This window comes from Streptomyces sp. NPDC048442, from assembly GCF_040651475.1.
Classification (GTDB): Bacteria; Actinomycetota; Actinomycetes; order Streptomycetales; family Streptomycetaceae; genus Streptomyces.
Genome location: NZ_JBEZKB010000007.1, coordinates 1 through 20398, shown reverse-complemented (window position 1 = coordinate 20398; position 20398 = coordinate 1). Strand labels below are relative to the sequence as shown.

Below are 20398 nucleotides of genomic sequence, written 5' to 3'. Positions count from 1 at the left end.
TGAGGGCTTCAGAGGTCTCAAGTATAAAGAGCGATTCTGGGCCCTCAGGGTTGAGCGTGACCAGGGTTACACAAAGCAGAGTCACCCTCCGCTTCAGCTTTCGCCGCAGGTCTCGCCCTGTCCGCGAGCCGTCCGCAAGCCGCTTTCTTACTGACTCTCAAGTCAGTCCTGCGGTACGGGCCCGCTGCACGGCCGGGCCGATCGCGGTGGCCACCGCCGCCACGTCCGCCGCCGTGGACGTGTGCCCCAGGGTGAACCGCAGGGTGCCGCGTGCCAGGTCGGGATCGGTGCCGGTGGCGAGCAGGACATGGCTGGGCTGGGCCACGCCCGCCGTGCAGGCGGACCCCGTGGAGCACTCGATGCCCTGGGCATCGAGCAGCAGCAGCAGCGAATCGCCCTCGCAGCCGGGGAAGGTGAAGTGCGCGTTGGCGGGAAGCCGCCCGCCGGGGGCCGGGTCTCCGCCGAGGACGGCGTCGGGCACGGCGCCCTGTACCGCCTTCACCAGATCGTCGCGCAGTCCGCCGACCGTACGTACGAAATCCGCACGGCGTTCCGCGGCGAGCACGCCCGCCACCGCGAAGGACGCGATCGCGGGCACGTCGAGGGTGCCGGAGCGCACATGCCGCTCCTGGCCGCCGCCGTGCAGGACGGGAACGGGGGTGTACTGGCGGCCGAGGAGCAGGGCGCCGATGCCGTAGGGACCACCGATCTTGTGCCCGGAGACGGTCATCGCGGCGAGTCCGGAGGCCGCGAAGTCCACATCGAGCTGGCCGTACGCCTGGACGGCGTCCGCATGCAGCGGAACGTCGAACTCCGCTGCCACATCGGCGAGTTCACGGACCGGCATGACGGTCCCGATCTCGTTGTTCGCCCACATGACGGTGGCGAGGGCGACGTCACCCGGGTCGCGCGAGATCGCTTCGCGGAGGGTGTCCGGGTGCACGCGCCCGTACGGGTCGACGGCGAGGTACTCGACGCGGGCGCCCTCGTGGGTGGCGAGCCAGTCGACGGCGTCGAGCACCGCGTGGTGCTCGACGGGGCTGGCCAGTACGCGGGTACGGCGCGGGTCTGCGGCCCGGCGCGCCCAGTACAGCCCCTTGACGGCGAGGTTGTCGGCCTCGGTGCCGCCGGCGGTGAAGACCACCTCGCTGGGGCGCGCCCCGAGGGACGCGGCGAGGGCCTCGCGACCCTCTTCGACGGTACGACGGGCTCGGCGCCCGGCGGCGTGCAGGGAGGAGGCGTTGCCGGTGACGGTCAACTGGGCGGTCATCGCCTCGACCGCCTCCGGCAGCATGGGCGTGGTCGCGGCGTGGTCGAGGTAAGCCATGGTGGGGCGATTGTACGAGGCCCTCGGGCGGGCGGCGGGGCGGCGGGGTCCTACGGGGCGGCAAGGCCCTACCGGGGCGGGGGGCGTGCGGTCGGCGGGCGGGGCTCCGCAGGGGGGCCGCCCCCTTGCCCACCCGCCCCCAAGCTCTCGGCTTCGCTCGAGCAGGGAGGGACCCCCGCCAAGCTCTCGGCTTCGCTCGAGCAGGGGAGACCCCACTGCCCCCCGGGGGCGGCCCCGCTGCCCAAGGAGGCTGACGTTAGGGGCGCGGGGAACTGCGCGATCAGCCATGACGCACCCGCACAATGCCCACCGGCCAGTTGCCCACCCGCCACTCGGTCGGACTCCACTGCGGCCAGCCTCTCCCGCATGACCGCCCCGCGAGCGGGCACCCGGCACATAAGGATCCCGTAAGGGGTCACTCGGCCAGTCAACTGGCAGGTACGGAAGGGGACTTCAGATGCTGGCAATCGCAGGAGCCGTGCTCTTCGTCATCGCGTTCATCATCAACGCGGCCGACATTTCGGCGAACGAGATCTTCATGCCGACCAGCCTCATGCTGCTCGGTCTCGCCCTCCTCGCCCTGCACGTGGCGGGCATCGGCTCCGGCTGGAGCGCGGGACGGAGCCGGCGCCGCTGACCTGCGGAACCGACTCCGTACCAGGGAGACAGGGAGACATCAAGGAAACGCATACGGACGCGGCGCCCGCGCCAACTGCCGCGACTGTGCGACGAGCCGGTCCGCGCTGTCCCAGACCTCCGCGTCCTCCTCCAGGAAGCCGCCCGCCAGATTGCGGGTGACGATGGAGACGCGCACCGGTCCCGGCGCCGGGCGGCAGCGCACATGGGTGGTCAGTTCGACGGTCGGCGTCCAGCCCTTGATGCCCAGCTCGAAGCTGGTCGGGGGCAGTGCGTCGACGGCGAGCAGCAGCGACAGCGGATCGGCGTCGCGGCCGTCCGCAAGACCGAACCAGGCACGCATCTCACCCCTGCCCGACGGTGCGCCGACCGCCCAGCCGATCGTCGCCGGGTCCAGCTTGAGGTCGAGCCGGTCGGTGATGGAGTTGCCCGGGATCTTCGGGGCGGGCCCGTCGGAGGCGCCGAAGCACTGCTCGCGCGGCGGGATGACGGGCGGCCTCGCCGTCGTACGCACGTCGTCGGAGAGGGAGTCGAGGTCGCCGTAGGAGGCGAGGACACGGATCCGCTCGACCTCCCGGCCCTCCTCGTCGTACTGGAAGAGGGAGGCCTGGCCCGAGGAGAGAGTGCGGCCGGTGCGCACGGCCTCGGTGCGGACCACGGCGGGTCCTGGCCGGGACGGCGTGAAGTAGTACGCGGAGAGTGTGAACGGGTCCGGGTGCGCCAGGGCGTCGGAGAGCGCGCGGCCGATGACCGCCAGGAGGTAGCCGCCGTTGACGGCGTCGAAGATCGTCCAGCCGGCGGAGAGCTCCGCGTCGTACACGCCGGGCTCGCCCTCGCGCCGTACGACCGCCGTGTCACGGTCGAACTCGCTGTCCCCGATGGTTACCGGGGTGGACCCGATGGTTGTCTGTGCCATGGCTCGCACGCTACACCGCACCCATTACTAAGCGGTAGCTTTTCCCGTACGGAACCTCACCCTGCCCCCGTACGAAACCTCACTCCAGCCTCCGTACGCGACCTCACCCTGCCCCCGCACGCAACCTCACCCCACCTGATCCGGCTCATCCGCCTTCACCGACGACCGGTGCCACGCCCGCGGCGCCCGCCAGTGGAACTTCAGCGCCAGCAGCCGCAGCGAGAACGCGGTGATCACCGCGAGCGCACTCGTGTAGGGGTTCAGCACGTCGAAGCGGATGCACAGCGCGACCATCGCCGCCCCGACGATCGCGGGCACCGCGTACAGGTCCCGGTCCCACCGCAGCAGCGACGGCACTTCGTTCGCCAGTACGTCGCGGAGCACGCCGCCGCCGACCGCCGAGGCGAGGCCGAGCGTCGCGGAGGCGGTCAGGCCGAGCCCGTAGTCGTACGCCTTGGCCGTGCCGCTCACACAGAACAGTCCGAGCCCCGCCGCGTCGAAGACGTTCACGCCGAGCTGGATCCGCTCGACCTCGGGGTGCAGGAAGAACACCAGCACCGTCGCCACCAGCGGGGTGATGAAGTACCCGAGGTCGCTGAAGGCGGCGGGCGGCACCGCGCCGATGATGAGGTCGCGGAACAGCCCCCCGCCCAGCGCCGTGACCTCCGCGAGAACCGCCATGCCGAAGACGTCGAAGTTCTTGCGGACGGCGAGCAGCGCGCCGGAGATCGCGAAGACGAAGATCCCGACGAGGTCGAGCACATGTTGGACGGAGGGGCTGAAGAGTTCCAGGAGCACCCGACATTCTTACCTACCGGCGGGCACCGGCCGGCCTCCCCGCAGGGGCATGGCTCCCCCGCGGACCTACAGCGCGGGCTTGCCCTTCGTGAACAGCCAAGTCTGGAACAGCCCGTCGAGCTGCTGCCCCGAGATCCGCTCCGCGTACTTGATGAACTCCCCGGTGGTCGCGTTGGCGTACTTGTAGTCGTCCACCCAGGTGCGCAGCAGCTTGAAGAACGCCTTGTCGCCGATCTTCTCGCGCAGCACCTGGAGCGTCATCGCACCCCGCTGGTAGACCGCCGAGGCGAACATCGTGTCGCGCTGCGGGTCACCGACCACCGTCTGCCAGAAGGGCGATTCGGCGGGCCGTGCGTTGTACCCGGCGCGCATCAGGTCGTGGGCGTTGCCGCGGCCCTTGTGCTCCTCCCACAGCCACTGGCTGTACGTCGCGAAGCCCTCGTTGAGCCAGATGTTCTGCCACTCCTCGACCGAGACCGAGTCGCCGAACCACTGGTGGGCCAGCTCGTGCGCGATGGTGCCCTCGCTGCGGACCGCCGAGTAGACCGGCTTGGTCTGGGTCTCCAGGGAGAACCCGGCCTGCGGCATGTCGTCGACGATCGCGCCCGTCTCCTCGAAGGGGTACGGGCCGAAGAGCTTGGACCAGTAGTCGGTGACCTCGGCGGTCAGCCCGTACACGTCGACGTTGCTGCTGTTCTGCAGTACGGGGTCGATGGCGACGTAGATCGGGGTGCCGCCGGGGGTGACGCCCTGCTTGACGTCGAACTTGCCGATGGTGGCGGTGGCCAGATAGGTCGCCATGGGCTTGGTGGTGCGCCAGTGGGTGGTGGTCTTGTCGCCCTGGGTGTCGGTGGACACCAGCCGGCCGTTGGAGACGCCCTTGAGTCCCTTGGGCGCCTTGATCCTGATGTCGAAGGTCGCCTTGTCGGAGGGGTGGTCGCTGCCCGGGAACCAGGTGGAGGCGGCGTTCGGCTCGCAGGCGACGAAGACGCCGTCGGTCGTCTTCATCCAGCCGTAGTCGGAGCCGAAGACTATGGGCCCCGACAGCGCCTCGGGGACACCGCCGTACTTCACCTCGACGGTGAATTTGTCGCCCTTCTCCAGCCAGTGGCGCGGCGTGATGCGGATGTCGTCGCCCTTGCGGCTGAAGTCGGCGCGTCTGCCGTTCACCGAGATCGAGTCGACGGTGAGCTTCTGCAGGTCGAGATGGAAGGACGAGAGGTTCTTCAGTGCCTTCGCGGTGATCGTGGCGCGGCCGTCGAGCCGGTCGGTGTCGGGGTTGTAGTCGAGGCCCAGGTCGTAGTGCCGGACGTCGAAACCGCCGTTGCCGAGGTTGGGGAAGTACGGATCGTCCACCCCGGGCGAGCCGGGTTTCGGACCGGGGGCCGCGGCGACCAGACAGAAGGAGGAGGCCGCGAGTGCGACGGCCGCCAGTCGTGCCGAACGGGAGAGTGCCATGAGTCTTCCCTTCGAACGCATTGCTCAGTTGAAGCAGACGCGCTGACTCTGCACTCTCCCGTTCCGGGATGCGGCCGACATGTACATGACTTTACCAAGCCGTGCCCTACCGGCCGGTTGGAACCCGTACGTCCGGATTCCAACGGCTCAACTCCCTTGAAATCAGGCGTCCTTGGCGACGTCCACGACCTTCACCGCGTCCTTCGCCTCCGCCACTATCTGCTCGCCCGGCGCCTGGTCCGCCGCGTTCTCCGGGTGGTGGCAGGCCACCTGCTGCCCCGGCTTCAGTTCGAGCAACGGCGGGTCCTGCGTCAGGCAGATCTCCGTCGCCTTCCAGCACCGGGTGTGGAACCGGCAGCCGCTCGGCGGCGAGATCGGCGAGGGCACGTCGCCCTTGAGCAGGATGCGCTCGCTCTTGACGCCGCGCCGCTTCGGGTCGGGCACCGGCACCGCCGACATGAGCGCCTTGGTGTACGGATGCATCGGCGCCTTGTAGAGCGAGTTGCGGTCCGCCAGCTCGACGATCTTGCCGAGGTACATCACCGCGATCCGGTCGGAGACGTGCCGGATGACCGACAGGTCGTGCGCGATGATCACGTACGTCAGGCCCATCTCCTGCTGGAGGTCGTCCAGCAGGTTGACCACCTGGGCCTGGATCGACACGTCGAGGGCCGAGACCGGCTCGTCCGCGACCACCAGCTTGGGGCTGAGCGCGAGCGCGCGGGCGATGCCGATGCGCTGGCGCTGGCCGCCGGAGAACTCGTGCGGGTAACGGTTGTAGTGCTCGGGGTTGAGGCCCACGAGCGACATCAGCCGCTGCACTTCCTTCTTGATCCCGCCCTCGGGCTTGATGCCCTGGAGCTTGAACGGCGCGCTGACGATCGTGCCGATCGTGTGCCGCGGGTTCAGCGAGGAGTACGGGTCCTGGAAGATCATCTGCACGTCGCGGCGGAGCGGACGCATCTTCCCCGTCGACATGTGCGTGACGTCATGGCCCTGGAACTCGATCTTGCCGCCGGTCGGCTCAAGGAGCCGGGTGATCAGCCGGCCCATGGTCGACTTGCCGCAGCCGGACTCGCCGACGACACCCAGGGTCTCGCCGGGGAACACCTCGAAGGACAGCCCGTCGACGGCCTTGACCGCGCCGGTCTGACGCTGCATCAGCCCCGACTTGATCGGGAAGTGCTTGACCAGGTTCTCGACCCTGAGCAGCGGCTCGCCCTTGGGCGCGGCGGCGGACGGCGGCTGCTCCTGCGTCTTCACTTCGTTCTCGCTCACAGCTTCATCGCTCACAGCTTCGGCGCAATCTCTTCGGTCCAGATCCGGCTCCGCTGCTCGGCCGAGAGGTGGCAGGCCGAGTAGTGACCGCTGTTGACCTGCTGCAGCTCCGGCCGCACGGTCCGGGTGACGTTGTCCTTGGGCACGTCGGCGTACGGGCAGCGCGGGTTGAAGGCACAGCCGTCCGGGATGTTGATCAGCGACGGCGGCTGGCCCTTGACCGGGATGAGCCGTTCCGTCTGCTCGCGGTCGATGCGCGGCATCGAACCCAGCAGGCCCCAGGTGTACGGGTGCTGCGGCTCGTAGAAGACCTCGTGCGCGCTGCCCCGCTCGACGCAGCGCCCGCCGTACATCACCAGGAGCTGGTCGGCCATCTCCGCGACGACGCCCAGGTCGTGCGTGATCATGATGACCGCCGAGCCGAACTCCTTCTGCAGGTCGCGGATCAGGTCGAGGATCTGCGCCTGGACAGTGACGTCCAGGGCGGTCGTCGGCTCGTCGGCGATCAGCAGGTTGGGGTTGTTGACCAGCGACATCGCGATCATCGCGCGCTGGCGCATTCCGCCGGAGAACTCGTGCGGGTAGGAGTCCACCCGCTTGTCCGGCTGCGGGATGCCGACCAGGTCGAGCATCTCGATGGCCCGCTTGCGCGCGGTCTTCTTGTCGACCTTGTGGTGGACCCGGTAGGCCTCCACGATCTGCTTGCCGACGGTGTAGTACGGGTGCATCGCGGACAGCGGGTCCTGGAAGATCATCGCCATCTCACGACCGCGGAGCTTGCGCACCTCGTCCGGGTCGGCGCCGAGCAGTTCCTGCCCGTCGAACCAGATCTCGCCGGTGACGCGGGCCTTGCTGCGACCGTACTGGCCCGTGGTGTGCAGTCCCATGATGCCGAGCGAGGTGACCGACTTGCCGGATCCCGACTCGCCGACGATGCCGAGGGTCTGCCCCTTCTCCAGCTGGAAGCTGAGGCCGTCGACGGACTTGACCACGCCGTCGTCGGTGGGGAAGTGCACGCGCAGGTCCCGTACCTCCAGGAAGGAGGTGGAGGGCGCGGAGCCGACGGCCTGGGGCACGCCCACGGCGGCCTCGGACGTCGTTCCGGCGACGGGGGTGCCGGCCTTTTCAGCCTTGGCGGTCGCGCCGGCCTTGGCGGTCGCGCCGGCCTTCTCGGCCTTGCTTGCCTTCTCGGCCTTGCCGGCCTTGCCGGACTTGTCGAAGTCGGTCATCCGAGCCTCACTCGCGGGTCGATCACGGCGTACAGCATGTCCACGAGGAGGTTGGCGACGCAGATGAAGATCGCCGCGATCAGCGTGACGCCGAGGATGATCGGCAGGTCCTTCTGGGTGATCGCGTCGACCGCGAGCCGTCCGAGACCCGGCAGGTTGTACGTGCTCTCGGTCAGGATCGCGCCGCCGAGCAGGGCGCCGAGGTCCAGGCCGAGGAGGGTGATCACCGGGGTCCAGGTGGAGCGCATCGCGTGCTTGCCGATGACGGCCCGCTCGGTGAGTCCCTTGGCCCTGGCGGTACGGATGTAGTCCTCGCCGAGGATCTCCAGCATGGTCGCCCTGGTGAGCCGGGCGTACATGGCGGCGTACAGGAAGGCGAGGGTGATCCAGGGCAGCAGCAGGCTCTGGAACCACAGCGCCGGATCGTCGGAGAAGGGCGTGAACTCTCCCTCGATCCATTCCAGTTGGAAGCTGAAGACGGCCAGCGAAAGCAGACCGGTGAAGTAGATGGGGAGGGAGACACCGGCGAGGGCGACGGTCATCGCCGTACGGTCCCAGATGGTGCCCCGGCGCAGCGCGGAGATCACTCCTGCGGCGACGCCGCCGGTGACCCACAGCAGGCACGCGCCGCCCGCGAGGGAGAGCGTGACCGGCATGGCCGCGGTGAGCTGCGGCCACACCTCCTGCTCGGTACGGAAGGAGTAGCCGAAGCAGGGGGCCGCGCAGTGCGTGACGTCCACGCCGCTGGAGTAGTCCCGGCCGACGAACAGCGCCTGGACGAAGTTCCAGAACTGCACGAGGACCGGGTCGGCGAGACCCAGCTTCTCCCGGATGCCCTCGACGGACGCGGGATCGGTGTTCTTTCCGACGAACAGGAGCGCGATGTCCTGCCCCGCCCATTTCGGGAGAACGAAGAAGATGACGAAGGTCGTCAGTGTGACGACCAGCAGCATCATGGCGACGGCGAACAAGCGCCGGATGACGTAAGCAAGCACTGTGCGCGGCCCGGCGGTGGCCGGGAGAGTCCGGATTACGGAATCTCCCGGCCACTGCCTGCGGCCCTCACCTGCCCTTCGGGCTTGGCGGGTTGGCGATGGTGGGGGTCAGCGTGTCCTGGTGCGGCGTTACTTGACGACGCCGAGGGAGACGTAGTCGAAGCGGCCGTTGAAGGCGACGGAGGAGTAGACGTTCGTCACCCGCGAGCTGCGCCACGAGAAGTTCTTCTCGTACAGGAACGGCATCTGGGCGGCGATGTCGGCGGTCGCGTGGTTGATGCCCTTGTAGTACTCCGCGGCCTTGGCCGGGTCGGTCGCCTTGAGCGCGTCGTCGAAGAGCTTGTTGATCTTCGGGTCGTTCGTCTCGGAACCGTTGTAGTTACCGTTGGGCGTGATGAAACGGCCGTCGATCAGCGGCTGCGAGAAGCCCTGGCCGGTCGGGAAGTCGGGACCCCAGCCGGTCATGATCATGCCGTAGCCGCGCTTCTTGACCTGGTCGGGCGAGCCGGTGATGGACGACGACTCGGCGCCGTCGATCGTGTCGACCTCAAGCTTGATGTTGACCTTGCTGAGGGCCTGCTGAAGCGCCTCGGCGGTCTCCTTCTCACCCGGGTTGTTGCTGCGGGCGCTGACGACGGTGCTGAAGCCGTCCGGCTTGTTGCAGAGCTTCAGCTCTTCCTTGGCCTTGGCCACGTCCGGCTTGCCCGCGCGGGTCTTGACGCCGTACGGGTCGTAGTCGTCCGAGCCCTTGATGGTGGTCGGCAGCATGTTGGTGGCGAGGGGGCCGCCGGCCTCTTCGCCGCCGCGCACGTCCTGGAGCGACTTGTAGTCGGTCGCGTACATGACGGCCTTGCGGCAGTGCACGTTGTTCATCGGCGCCACCGGGGTGAAGTCGACGTAGCGCGTGAAGGAGGTCTGGATGTTGTCCAGGTTGTCCTTGTACTTCTTGAGCGCCTCGGTACGACCGGCCTGGGTCATGCCCGTGCCGTTCATGTCGATGTCGTAGTCACCCTTCATCAGAAGCTTGTCGATCGCTTCCAAGTTGGTGTTGACCGTGATGGTGACCTTGTCGGGAAGGGCCGGCCGGATCGGGTCCGACTCCTTCTTCCACTTGTCGTTGCGCACCAGCACCGCGCCCTGCTTGGGCGTGTACGACTCGAACTTGTACGGGCCCGAGGAGAACGGCATCAGCTGGTACTTGGCGCCCGTGTCCTTCTCGCGCTTCACCGGGGAGCCGGCCGGCATCGCCAGCATCTGCTCGAAGTCGACGTTGGGCGTCGCCAGGTTGAAGACGATGGTCTTGTCGTCGGGCGTCTGGATCGCCTTCAGACCGAGCTTCTCCGGGTCCTTGTCCTCGTAGGGACCCTTGTACTCCTTCTTGGGGTCAAGGGCCTTCTGGAGGTAGATCGGACCGCCGGGCAGGACCTTGTCGGCCCACACGCGCTCGATGCCGTACTTGATGTCCTTGGAGGTGATCGGCGAGCCGTCCTGCCAGGTGATCCCGTCACGCAGCTCGTACGTGTAGGTCTTGCCCCCGTTGGAGATCTTGCCGTTCGCCTTGGCGAGGTCGGGCACCAGCTCGGCGCCCGCCGCACCCGGCTTGGGCGCGTACGAGACCAGCTGGCGGGAGTAGAAGCGGGCGAGGTCCCACGTGAAGCCGTAGTACTGACGCGTCGGGTCGGTCGAGTCGAAGTCCTGCTTGCCGATGAACTTGAGCGTGCCGCCCTTCTTCGTCGAAGCGTTGGCGACTGCCGCGGTCGCGGCGTTGAAGCCCGCGCCCTTGCCCGGCTTGCCACTGCCCTCGCCGCCCTTGCCACCGCCACCACCGCACGCCGCGGTGGTCATGAGGGCGGTCACTACGAGCGCTGCTCCGGCGACCTGCCTGATCCTCGCCGACGAACGTTGGGTGTTCATGGGTTCTGCAACCTCCGGAAGAGTGCGGTTACCGGCACGAAGCCCGGGAACCTGCGGGGAGCCGCCTGGCCGTTGTGGCAGGGGCGATACGGAAGAGGTGCGGCCCGAGCGGGCCACGGGCCCCGTGATCAACGGGTGCCCTTCGGGTCGAGCGCGTCGCGCACCCCGTCACCGAAGAGATTGAAGGCGAGCACCGTGATGAAGATCGCCAGACCGGGCACGATCATGAACATCGGGTCGCTCTGGTAGGTGTCCACGGCCTTGTCGAGCATCTGCCCCCAGGACGCGGTCGGCGGCTTCACCCCGGCGTTCAGGAAGGAGAGTGCCGCCTCGGTGAGGATGTTGGTGGGGATCATCAGCGTCGTGTAGACGGTGATCGGCGCCACCAGGTTGGGCAGCAGTTCCTTGAACAGGATGTACGCACGACCGGCACCGAGGCTGCGTGAGGCCTCGACGTACTCCTTCTCGCGCAGCGACAGCGTCTGGCCTCGCACGATACGTCCGATGTACGGCCAGCCGAAGAAGCCGATGACCATGATCAGGATGAAGATGCGGACCGAACTGCCCGTCATTCCGAGCAGGTTGCCCGGCAGCACCGACACCAGCGAGATGATGAAGAGCAGCTGCGGGAAGGCCAGCAGCATGTCCATCACACGGCTGATGACCGCGTCGATCCAGCCGCCGAAGTAACCGGCGATGATGCCCAGCACCGTGCCGATGACGACGGCCACCATCGCGGCGAGGAAGGCCACCAGGAGTGAGATCCGGGCGCCGTAGACGACGCGGCTGAACACGTCGCGGCCGTTGCCCGGTTCGAGACCGAGCAGGAAGTCCGAGCTGAAGCCGCCGAAGACGCTGTCCTCCACGCCCTTCGCGACGCCGAACAGCGGGTCGATCCGGTCCTGGTGGAATTCCTCGGGCGGGTGGCCGAGCACGCTCACGATCAACGGAGCGAAGATGGCCGTCAGCACCAGGAGAACGACGACCACGCCGCCGGCCAACGCGAGTTTGTCGCGCTTGAGTCTGGTCCAGGCGATCTGGCGCAGCGATCGCCCCTCGACCGACTTCCTTGCAACATCGGCGGCGACGTCGGCGGCAGCGGCCTTGTCCGCGTCCGGCGAGGTGTCGTGCAATGGTGCCGTCATCGTGGTGGGGACCCCTCTCGGCCGACGGTGGTCGGCCCTTGCCCGCCGCTGTGGCGGCTTGGAGCTTGTCGAACACAGGGCGAACGCCCCTTGATTCGGGGAGTCTTCAATGCCGGAGCCGCACCCCGCCAGACCCCCCGGCCAAAGGATGCGCAAACGTGACGCTTTCAGGGGTGTTCCGGTATCCGGACGGGGCTTAACGAGTGCCGAACAGGGGGCAATGGGGAGCAAGGTCCAGCAGTACGCCCCAACTGGCCTTCATAGCCTCTAAATTGGGACATACCCTTACCGAGACCCGCACGGCCCGCTCATACCCCGCGAACTCGGCACGCAGACAGGGGAATTGTGCCGGAGAGAGGCATTTGCTCAGCGCGAGGCAGGCCTGCCGATGCACGCTCGGGTGCACCTGCGCGGGCGCGCGGGCGCGTCGGTGTGGGCAGGTGTGTGAGTGCGGGCAGGCGTGTCAGTACGCGCGTGACGGGGGGTAGCCGTATCCCGGCGCACCGGTCGGTGCGGGCGCGTGCGCATCGCGGTCGTAGAACGGGCGGGCATTGGCGCGCAGCCACATGCCGACCGGGTCGTGCTCGTCGGTCATCGCGACCGTGGACACCGGCAGCCCGTCGGGGACGACACCGATGGACTGCTGCATCATCGCCCGCACCGCCTCGACCGACTGCCGGCTGGTGTCGTACAGGTCGAGACCGATGGCGAGGTACGGAGCGCCCAGCGCCGGCTGCACCCAGGCACGGCTGAGCGCGCGGACGGCCGGGGTGCGATGGGCGTTCTGGGACAGCTGGGCGTAGAACTGCGGAATTTCCAGCGCCGGTTCGGACATCCGCAGCGGGCCCGCGGGCATCCGGCCCAGACCTGTGGCGATGCGCCGCAGATCGAGCCAGGGGATGCCGACGCCGCCGCCCGGGGCGTGCGGGTTCAGCCAGATGCCCCAGCGGTCGGGGTAGAGGGCGCGGGCCAGGTCGACGCCGGTGCCCACTTCGTACGCCCGGTTCCAGCCGCTCGCGGCGAGCTCCTGCGCGGAGGTCACGCACGGCGCGTAGCCGAAGCCGTCGACCTCCATGTTCCCGTACTGGGCGTCGGGGGATCCGGCGGTGCCGTGCCACAGCAGCATCCACAGCCGGCCGTCCGCGAGGGCGTGCAGCAGTGCCTCGTACGCGTCGAACCGTCCGGGCGTCACCTGGCGCAGCATGTGCTCGACCTGTCCGGCCGCCGCGGTGCCTGACGCGCTCACCCTGGGTCCCGCCCCTCTTCGATCCACCGAGTCCACCGAGTCGACCAATCCGCCCCCGTGTGGCGAGGTCATCCAACCAGCTTAAGCGGCACTGGTGACACCGCGTCGGTGTCGGTTTCGACAGTCTCCCCGAAGGACCGGGGTTCCGTGTTCCCGTGGCCGGATCCCGGGTGCCCCTGTGGTTCCCGTGGTTCCCGTGGGCGGATCTCAGTGTTCGCGTTGGTAGAAGGGCCGTACGCGCTCCAGCATCCAGTCGGCCACGGGGTCCTGCTGCGCCATGTCGAGCAGCAGCAGGTGCACCGGCCACGGAACCGACTCGCGGCCGAGCGCCCGGCCGAGCGCGTCCATCGGCGCGTTGCGGTCCGCGCCCTCCCACGACGACAGCTGTACGCCGACGAACAGCACCGGGTCGTCGCCCTCGATGCTGGCCAGCGCACGGCGGGCGGTGACGACCACGCCGCTCTGCTGGAACTCGCCCGCGGCGGCGGCGAGGAAGTCGACCGGCTCCTCCTGCCAGTCCGGCTCGAACAGCCGCACCCGACCGCCGCTCGCGGGCCCGTCCAGCGGGGAGCGGCCGGTGCGGCACAGCTCGGCGACGGCGGGCGGCGGCAGCGGTGCGCCGACGTTGCCGCCCGGGTTCACGACGATGCCCAGCTGCGGCGGCAGCCCGCGGGCGAACTCCACGGCGGGCGCGACGGCGAAGGACATGTGGCTGCCCACGCACTGCAGGAACTGCTGCTCGGAGCTGAAGACGGGGACGTACGCCTGGCCGTCGATCTCCGTGGTGGGCAGGTCGAGCGGCCCCTGGCCGGGGCTGCCGCCGTTCGGAAGCGGGATCCACAGGGGGCTGCGGCCGATCGTCTCGACGAGGCGGGCGCCCGTGCCGGGACTGCCGAGGGAAGCGGCCAGCACCTCTTCGAGCTCATTCCCCGGCCACCCGGCCCCGGCCCCGAGACCAAGCTCCTGGCCCGCGCCGTGGCCCAGCTCCTGACCGGCACCGTGACCCAACTCCTGGCCGCCGCCGTGACCCAGCTCCTGGCCCGCGCCGCGACCGAGCTCCTGGCCTACGCCGTGCCCCAGCTCCTGGCCCGCACCGTGACCCAGCCCCTGGCCCGGCCCGTGACCCAACCCCTGGCCCGCACCGTGCCCCAGCCCCTGCCCCGCGCCGTGGCCGGAGCCCTGGCCCGCGACCGGGCCCACGCCTTCCGCGTCGTACTGCCCCGTCGTCTCCGGAATGTCCACGGACCCCGCTCCTTCTCGCTGCTCCCACCCTGCGCAACGACCCTATCGCCGGGCCGCTTCCCGGGCAGCGAGGGCCCGCACACCCGGCCGGCGCGGATCAGCCCGCCTCGAAGCCGATCTCCCGCAGCACCCCGGCCGCCTCCCGGTCCAGGAGCACCGCCGAGGCGCACCCGGCGGGCAGCCGCTCGCCCTCCGCCTCGCGGACCAGCGTGCCGACGGCCCGCCGGTGCCGTGCGAAGGCGTAACCGGAGACTCCGCGTCCGCGCTCGCGCTGGCCGTCCCTGGCCACCTCCGGCGTCACGTCGAGCAGCACCAGCCGCAGCCCGCGCCCGCGCCTGCGCGCCTCGCGCGCCAGCCAGCGCCGCACCCACGCCTGCGTACCGCAGTCGTGCACGACCACGCTCTCGCCCGAGCGCAGCGCCCGCCGCAGCCCGGCGTAGTGGGCGATCCGCACCAGCGGGCGGTAGAGGGCGTACGGCAGTGCGCGCGGCATTCTCCGCTCCCACCGCTCGCGCACGTCCTGCGAGTCGATCGTGCGGACCCCCGCCACCGCCCTGCGGATCAGGGTGGACTTCCCGCTGCCCGGCAACCCGGACACCACCACCACATCTCCCGCGGCGAACATCAGCAGACGCGGGCTCCGCCCCGCCCGCTCCCGCAGATCGCGCACGACCGGCACCGGCACGGGCCTCACCGCCCTCACGCCTGGCTTCGCCCCCACGCCTGCCGTAGCGGCACATGCACTGGACTGCTGCAACGTCCTCACCCCTCCCCCTGTGGGTACGACTCACCCTTGCCCAAGAAGTGTAAAGAGAAGGTAATGCGGGACAAGCGATTTGCCGACCGGAGGGGGCGTGCAATGATGTCCGCGCCAGGCACCCCCTGCGCACACCCAAACTTCACAACGGCCGCATGAATCCGCGCGGGAGAGTCCGGGGCAGCAGTGTCCCGGACGCCGAAGGAGCAAGCTCCTCCCTTGAATCTCTCAGGCCCCGTACCGCGCGGGCGAGGCAGATCTGAAAAGCGGATCACCACCCGTCACGGATGGTGGTCCCACCCAAGGTGCAAGCCGGTCGCAGTTGCCCCGGCGAACCTCTCAGGTTCCGATGACAGATGGGGAGGACAGTCCCCGTCGTCATGCCCTGGGAGTCTTTCGTCATGAGCAACGCACCCCGTCTGACCGCCCTCGATGCCCTGCATCGCTCGCTCGGCGCGACCATGACCGACTTCGCGGGCTGGGACATGCCGCTGCGGTACGCGTCGGAGCGCGACGAGCACAACGCCGTACGCACCAGGGCGGGGCTCTTCGACCTCTCCCACATGGGCGAGATCACGGTGAGCGGCCCGCAGGCCGTCGACCTCCTCAACTTCGCCCTCGTCGGCAACATCGGCACCGTCGGCCTCGGCCGCGCCAGGTACACGATGATCTGCCAGGAGGACGGCGGCATCGTCGACGACCTGATCGTCTACCGCCTCGCCGAAACCGAGTACATGGTGGTCGCCAACGCAGGCAACGCCCAGGTCGTCCTGGACGCACTGCTCGCCCGCGCCGAGGGCTTCGACGCCGTCGTACGGGACGACCGCGACGCGTACGCCCTGATCGCCGTGCAGGGCCCCGAGTCCCCCGGCATCCTCAAGTCCGTCACGGACGCCGACCTGGACGGCCTCAAGTACTACGCGGGCCTGCCCGGCACCGTCGCCGGAGTCCCGGCGCTGATCGCCCGTACCGGCTACACCGGCGAGGACGGCTTCGAGCTGTTCGTCGAGCCGCAGCACGCGGAGCAGCTCTGGCAGGCGCTGACCGAGGCGGGCGCGGGCGTCGGCCTCATCCCGTGCGGCCTGTCCTGCCGCGACACGCTGCGCCTGGAGGCGGGCATGCCGCTGTACGGCAACGAGCTGACGACGAAGCTCACCCCCTTCGACGCCGGCCTCGGGAGGGTCGTCAAGTTCGAGAAGTCCTCCCACGAAGCAGACTTCGTCGGTCGTACGTCCCTGGAGGCGGCCGCCGCACGCGCCGAGAGCGCCCCGCCGCGCAAGCTCGTCGGCCTGATCGCCGAGGGCCGCCGCGTCCCGCGCTCCGGCTACGAGGTCGTCGTCGACGGTCAGGTCGTCGGCGAGGTCACCTCGGGTGCACCCTCCCCCACGCTCGGCAAGCCGATCGCGATGGCGTACGTCGACGCGGCCTTCGCGGCCCCCGGCACGGCGGGCGTCGGTGTCGACATCCGCGGCAGCCACGAGCCGTACGAGGTCGTCGCCCTGCCGTTCTACAAGCGCCAGAAGTGACGAACGCCGCAAGCTTGGCGGCGTACCTCTGTCTCACCTCTCAAGACCCGGTTCATCAGCACTCCCCCGCATCCAGGAGAATTCAGTCATGAGCAACCCCCAGCAGCTGCGGTACAGCAAGGAGCACGAGTGGCTCGCGACGTCCGAGAACGTGGCGACGGTCGGCATCACCGAGTACGCGGCCAACGCGCTCGGTGACGTCGTCTACGCCCAGCTCCCCGAGGTCGGCGACACGGTGACCGCGGGCGAGACCTGTGGCGAGCTGGAGTCGACCAAGTCCGTCAGCGACCTGTACTCCCCGGTGACCGGTGAGGTCGTCGCGGCCAACCAGGACGTCGTGGACGACCCCTCGCTGGTGAACTCCGCCCCCTTCGAGGGCGGCTGGCTGTTCAAGGTGCGCGTCACGGAGGAGCCGGCCGACCTGCTCTCCGCCGACGAGTACTCCGCGCTCTCCGGCAACTGACAACGCCTGAACCCCCTAGGGACTCGCCTGATGTCGCTTCTCAACTCCTCCCTCCACGAGCTGGACCCGGACGTCGCCGCAGCCGTCGACGCCGAGCTCCACCGCCAGCAGTCCACCCTCGAAATGATCGCCTCGGAGAACTTCGCTCCGGTCGCGGTCATGGAGGCCCAGGGCTCGGTCCTCACCAACAAGTACGCCGAGGGCTACCCGGGCCGCCGCTACTACGGCGGCTGCGAGCACGTCGATGTCGTCGAGCAGATCGCGATCGACCGCATCAAGGCGCTGTTCGGTGCCGAGCACGCGAACGTCCAGCCGCACTCGGGCGCGCAGGCCAACGCCGCGGCGATGCACGCGCTGATCAAGCCGGGCGACACGATCATGGGTCTCAGCCTGGCCCACGGCGGTCACCTGACCCACGGCATGAAGATCAACTTCTCCGGCAGGCTCTACCACGTGGTCCCGTACCACGTCGACGAGACCGGCGTCGTGGACATGGAAGAGGTCGCCCGCCTCGCCAGGGAGACCCAGCCGAAGCTGATCGTGGCCGGCTGGTCCGCCTACCCGCGCCAGCTGGACTTCGCCGCCTTCCGCAAGATCGCGGACGAGGTCGGCGCGTACCTCATGGTCGACATGGCGCACTTCGCGGGCCTCGTCGCGGCCGGGCTGCACCCCAACCCGGTCCCGCACGCCCACGTGGTCACCACCACCACGCACAAGACCCTCGGCGGCCCCCGCGGCGGCGTGATCCTCTCCACGGCCGAACTGGCCAAGAAGATCAACTCCGCGGTCTTCCCCGGTCAGCAGGGCGGCCCGCTGGAGCACGTCATCGCGGCCAAGGCCGTCTCCTTCAAGGTCGCGGCCTCCGAGGAGTTCAAGGAGCGCCAGCAGCGCACCCTGGACGGCGCCCGCATCCTCGCCGAGCGCCTGGTGCAGTCCGACGTCACCGAGCACGGCGTCTCCGTCCTCTCCGGCGGTACGGACGTCCACCTGGTCCTCGTCGACCTGCGCAACTCGGAGCTGGACGGCCAGCAGGCCGAGGACCGCCTCCACGAGGTCGGCATCACGGTCAACCGCAACGCCATCCCGAACGACCCGCGCCCGCCGATGGTGACCTCCGGTCTCCGCATCGGCACCCCGGCCCTGGCCACCCGTGGCTTCCAGGCCGAGGACTTCACCGAGGTCGCCGACATCATCGCGGAGGCCCTGAAGCCCTCGTACGACGTCAAGGACCTGTCGGCCCGCGTCTCGGCGCTCGCCGACAAGCACCCGCTTTACCCCGGACTGAAGTAGTTCCGTAGGCTTCACCTGCAGTTCCAAATCCAGCAATACGTAAAAACGGGGCATCGCGCACACTGGACAGTGAGTGCGGTGCCCCGCCCCGTGCCCCGGGCCTCTTTTTCACCTGGCCCGCGGCAGGAGGCACCCCCGCACCTGATCTGTCGCACTTGTTCTGCCCGACGGACAACGGCGTCCGCCACCCTTCTGAGGAGTTTTTGCTGTGGCCATCTCGGTCTTCGACCTGTTCTCGATCGGCATCGGCCCGTCCAGCTCCCACACGGTGGGCCCGATGCGGGCCGCCCGGATGTTCGTGGGACGCCTCAAGAAGGACGGCCTGCTCGCCCAGACCACTTCCGTACGGGCGGAGCTCTTCGGCTCGCTCGGCGCCACCGGCCACGGCCACGGCACCCCGAAGGCCGTCCTGCTCGGCCTGGAGGGCCACTCGCCGCGCACCGTCAACGTCGAGACCGCCGACGCCGAGGTCGAGCGCATACGCGCCACCCGGCGCCTGCGCCTGCTGGGCACGGAGATCGGCTCCGCCCACGAGATCGACTTCGACGAACCCAACCAGCTCATCCTCCACCGCCGCCGCTCCCTCCCCTACCACGCGAACGGAATGACCCTCTTCGCGTACGACGCCCAGGGCGCGCCCCTCCTGGAGAAGACCTACTACTCCGTGGGCGGCGGCTTCGTCGTCGACGAGGACGCGGTGGCGGGCGAGAACCCGATCGTCCCCGACGACACGGCCCTCAAGTACCCCTTCCGCACCGGCGACGAACTGCTGCGCCTCGCCCGCGAAACCGGCCTCTCCATCTCCTCCCTCATGCTGGAGAACGAGAAGTCCTGGCGCACCGAAGAGGAAATCCGCGAGGGCCTCCTCGAAATCTGGCGCGTCATGCAGGCCTGCGTCTCGCGCGGCATGTCCCGCGAGGGCATCCTCCCCGGCGGCCTCAAGGTCCGCCGCCGCGCCGCCAATTCGGCCCGCCAGCTGCGCGCCGACGGCGACCCCAAGGCACACGCCATGGAGTGGGTCACCCTCTACGCGATGGCCGTCAACGAGGAGAACGCCGCCGGCGGCCGAGTGGTCACCGCCCCCACCAACGGCGCGGCCGGCATCATCCCCGCCGTCCTGCACTTCTACATGAACTTCGTGCCGAACGCCGACGAGGACGGCGTCGTCCGCTTCCTCCTCGCCGCGGGCGCCATCGGCATGCTCTTCAAGGAGAACGCCTCCATCTCCGGCGCCGAGGTCGGCTGCCAGGGCGAGGTCGGCTCCGCCTGCTCGATGGCCGCCGGCGCCCTCGCCGAGGTCCTCGGCGGCACCCCGGAACAGGTCGAGAACGCCGCCGAGATCGGCATGGAACACAACCTCGGCCTCACCTGCGACCCGGTCGGCGGCCTCGTCCAGATCCCGTGCATCGAACGCAACGGCATGGCGGGCGTCAAGGCCGTCACCGCCGCGAAGATGGCAATGCGCGGCGACGGCAACCACAAGGTCTCCCTCGACAAGGTCATCAAGACCATGAAGGAGACCGGCGCAGACATGAAGGTCAAGTACAAGGAAACAGCCCGGGGCGGGCTCGCGGTGAACGTCATCGAGTGCTGACACACCGCCCTTGACCTTGGTGTTCCCATGGAACACCAAGGAACACCGCTCCGATCAGGCTCCCCCGTCGCACTTCACATCCGCAGGGACCACGCGCCCCGCCTTCTCCCTAATACGCGAAGACCACGCTGTCCGGGACACGCAGCAGCCTCCACACGCGGGAGGGCCCCCGCGTGCGCGGACAGCAGACGCTCTCCACGGCCTCGGGCAGCGTAAAGCTGGTCCCCATTCCCGCGTGGCGGGGAGACAGGACGAGGAGCGCTATCCCGCCGCCTGGGGAGTGGGTCCATCCCCGCGTGCGCGGGGAGCAGTTGGACACCTCGTACGCCTTTCCGATCTGGTCGGGTCCATCCCCGCGCACGCGGGGATGTTTCCGCGCCGGCGGCCCGCACATGCTCGGGGTACTCCTGCTCCCCGTCGTCACAACACTCGCGCCCGACCGGGGCCGTTCAGCAAGATCCTGTGACGAGCTCATAGGAGAAAGGCCCGTGAACGCAGAAAAGCCCCGCACCAGTTTCCTGGTGCGGGGCAATCCCACAATAATTGTTCGGCGGCGTCCTACTCTCCCACAGGGTCCCCCCTGC

General features: G+C 69.1%; 17 protein-coding genes and 1 riboswitch. Of the genes, 5 read left to right on the top strand and 12 right to left on the bottom strand.

Annotated features, from left to right (window positions below):
- Positions 1–157: 157 nt before the first annotated feature.
- The gene (locus tag AB0D18_RS12885; RefSeq protein WP_362416001.1) at positions 158–1327 is read right to left on the bottom strand and encodes a cysteine desulfurase family protein; all 1170 of its coding nucleotides are present in this window, start codon (positions 1325–1327) and stop codon (positions 158–160) included.
- A gap of 457 nt (positions 1328–1784) precedes the next feature.
- Here AB0D18_RS12885 and AB0D18_RS12880 point away from each other — a divergent pair, with 457 nt between their 5' ends.
- The gene (locus AB0D18_RS12880; RefSeq protein ID WP_362415999.1) at positions 1785–1964 is read left to right on the top strand and encodes a hypothetical protein; all 180 of its coding nucleotides are present in this window, start codon (positions 1785–1787) and stop codon (positions 1962–1964) included.
- A gap of 39 nt (positions 1965–2003) precedes the next feature.
- Here AB0D18_RS12880 and AB0D18_RS12875 read toward each other — a convergent pair whose 3' ends face one another.
- The 11 genes from AB0D18_RS12875 to AB0D18_RS12825 form a co-directional block, all read right to left on the bottom strand.
- Positions 2004–2879 (bottom strand): thioesterase family protein, encoded by an 876-nt coding sequence (locus AB0D18_RS12875; protein WP_362415997.1) that lies wholly within the window; start codon positions 2877–2879, stop codon positions 2004–2006.
- 126 nt (positions 2880–3005) lie between these two features.
- On the bottom strand, positions 3006–3677 hold the full coding sequence (locus tag AB0D18_RS12870) for a trimeric intracellular cation channel family protein (protein WP_362415996.1): 672 nt from the start codon (positions 3675–3677) through the stop codon (positions 3006–3008).
- A 66-nt stretch (positions 3678–3743) separates the two neighbouring features.
- On the bottom strand, positions 3744–5135 hold the full coding sequence (locus tag AB0D18_RS12865; protein ID WP_362415994.1) for a M1 family metallopeptidase: 1392 nt from the start codon (positions 5133–5135) through the stop codon (positions 3744–3746).
- 162 nt (positions 5136–5297) lie between these two features.
- Positions 5298–6398 carry a dipeptide ABC transporter ATP-binding protein gene (locus AB0D18_RS12860; protein WP_362416690.1) on the bottom strand — a complete coding sequence of 367 codons (1101 nt, stop codon included), beginning with the start codon at positions 6396–6398 and terminating at the stop codon, positions 5298–5300.
- A 26-nt stretch (positions 6399–6424) separates the two neighbouring features.
- The gene (locus tag AB0D18_RS12855) at positions 6425–7642 is read right to left on the bottom strand and encodes an ABC transporter ATP-binding protein (protein ID WP_362415992.1); all 1218 of its coding nucleotides are present in this window, start codon (positions 7640–7642) and stop codon (positions 6425–6427) included.
- Positions 7639–8637 (bottom strand): ABC transporter permease, encoded by a 999-nt coding sequence (locus AB0D18_RS12850; RefSeq protein WP_362415990.1) that lies wholly within the window; start codon positions 8635–8637, stop codon positions 7639–7641. Before AB0D18_RS12850 ends, AB0D18_RS12855 begins: the two co-directional genes overlap by 4 nt.
- Positions 8638–8766: 129 nt before the next feature.
- Complete coding sequence (locus AB0D18_RS12845; protein WP_362415988.1) at positions 8767–10551, bottom strand: ABC transporter substrate-binding protein; 1785 nt, start codon at positions 10549–10551, stop codon at positions 8767–8769.
- Between the two features lie 128 nt (positions 10552–10679).
- Positions 10680–11696, bottom strand: a complete 1017-nt coding sequence (locus tag AB0D18_RS12840) for an ABC transporter permease (protein ID WP_362415986.1) — start codon at positions 11694–11696, stop codon at positions 10680–10682.
- Between the two features lie 463 nt (positions 11697–12159).
- Positions 12160–12942 (bottom strand): enhanced serine sensitivity protein SseB C-terminal domain-containing protein, encoded by a 783-nt coding sequence (locus tag AB0D18_RS12835; RefSeq protein ID WP_362415984.1) that lies wholly within the window; start codon positions 12940–12942, stop codon positions 12160–12162.
- Positions 12943–13149: 207 nt separating this feature from the next.
- Positions 13150–13926, bottom strand: a complete 777-nt coding sequence (locus AB0D18_RS12830; protein ID WP_362416687.1) for an enhanced serine sensitivity protein SseB — start codon at positions 13924–13926, stop codon at positions 13150–13152.
- A 355-nt stretch (positions 13927–14281) separates the two neighbouring features.
- The gene (locus AB0D18_RS12825; protein WP_362416684.1) at positions 14282–14809 is read right to left on the bottom strand and encodes an AAA family ATPase; all 528 of its coding nucleotides are present in this window, start codon (positions 14807–14809) and stop codon (positions 14282–14284) included.
- 288 nt (positions 14810–15097) lie between these two features.
- Positions 15098–15194: riboswitch (glycine riboswitch) on the top strand.
- A 148-nt stretch (positions 15195–15342) separates the two neighbouring features.
- On the opposite strand from AB0D18_RS12825, the gene gcvT reads away from it, so the two are divergent.
- The 4 genes from gcvT to AB0D18_RS12805 all read left to right on the top strand — a co-directional run bounded on the left by gcvT (position 15343) and on the right by AB0D18_RS12805 (position 19814).
- On the top strand, positions 15343–16467 hold the full coding sequence (gene gcvT, locus AB0D18_RS12820; RefSeq protein ID WP_362415982.1) for a glycine cleavage system aminomethyltransferase GcvT: 1125 nt from the start codon (positions 15343–15345) through the stop codon (positions 16465–16467).
- Positions 16468–16555: 88 nt separating this feature from the next.
- Positions 16556–16930 (top strand): glycine cleavage system protein GcvH, encoded by a 375-nt coding sequence (gcvH, locus tag AB0D18_RS12815; protein WP_362415980.1) that lies wholly within the window; start codon positions 16556–16558, stop codon positions 16928–16930.
- 30 nt (positions 16931–16960) lie between these two features.
- Complete coding sequence (glyA, locus tag AB0D18_RS12810) at positions 16961–18220, top strand: serine hydroxymethyltransferase (protein WP_362415978.1); 1260 nt, start codon at positions 16961–16963, stop codon at positions 18218–18220.
- Between the two features lie 208 nt (positions 18221–18428).
- On the top strand, positions 18429–19814 hold the full coding sequence (locus AB0D18_RS12805) for an L-serine ammonia-lyase (RefSeq protein ID WP_362415976.1): 1386 nt from the start codon (positions 18429–18431) through the stop codon (positions 19812–19814).
- The last annotated feature ends 584 nt before the right edge of the window (positions 19815–20398 follow it).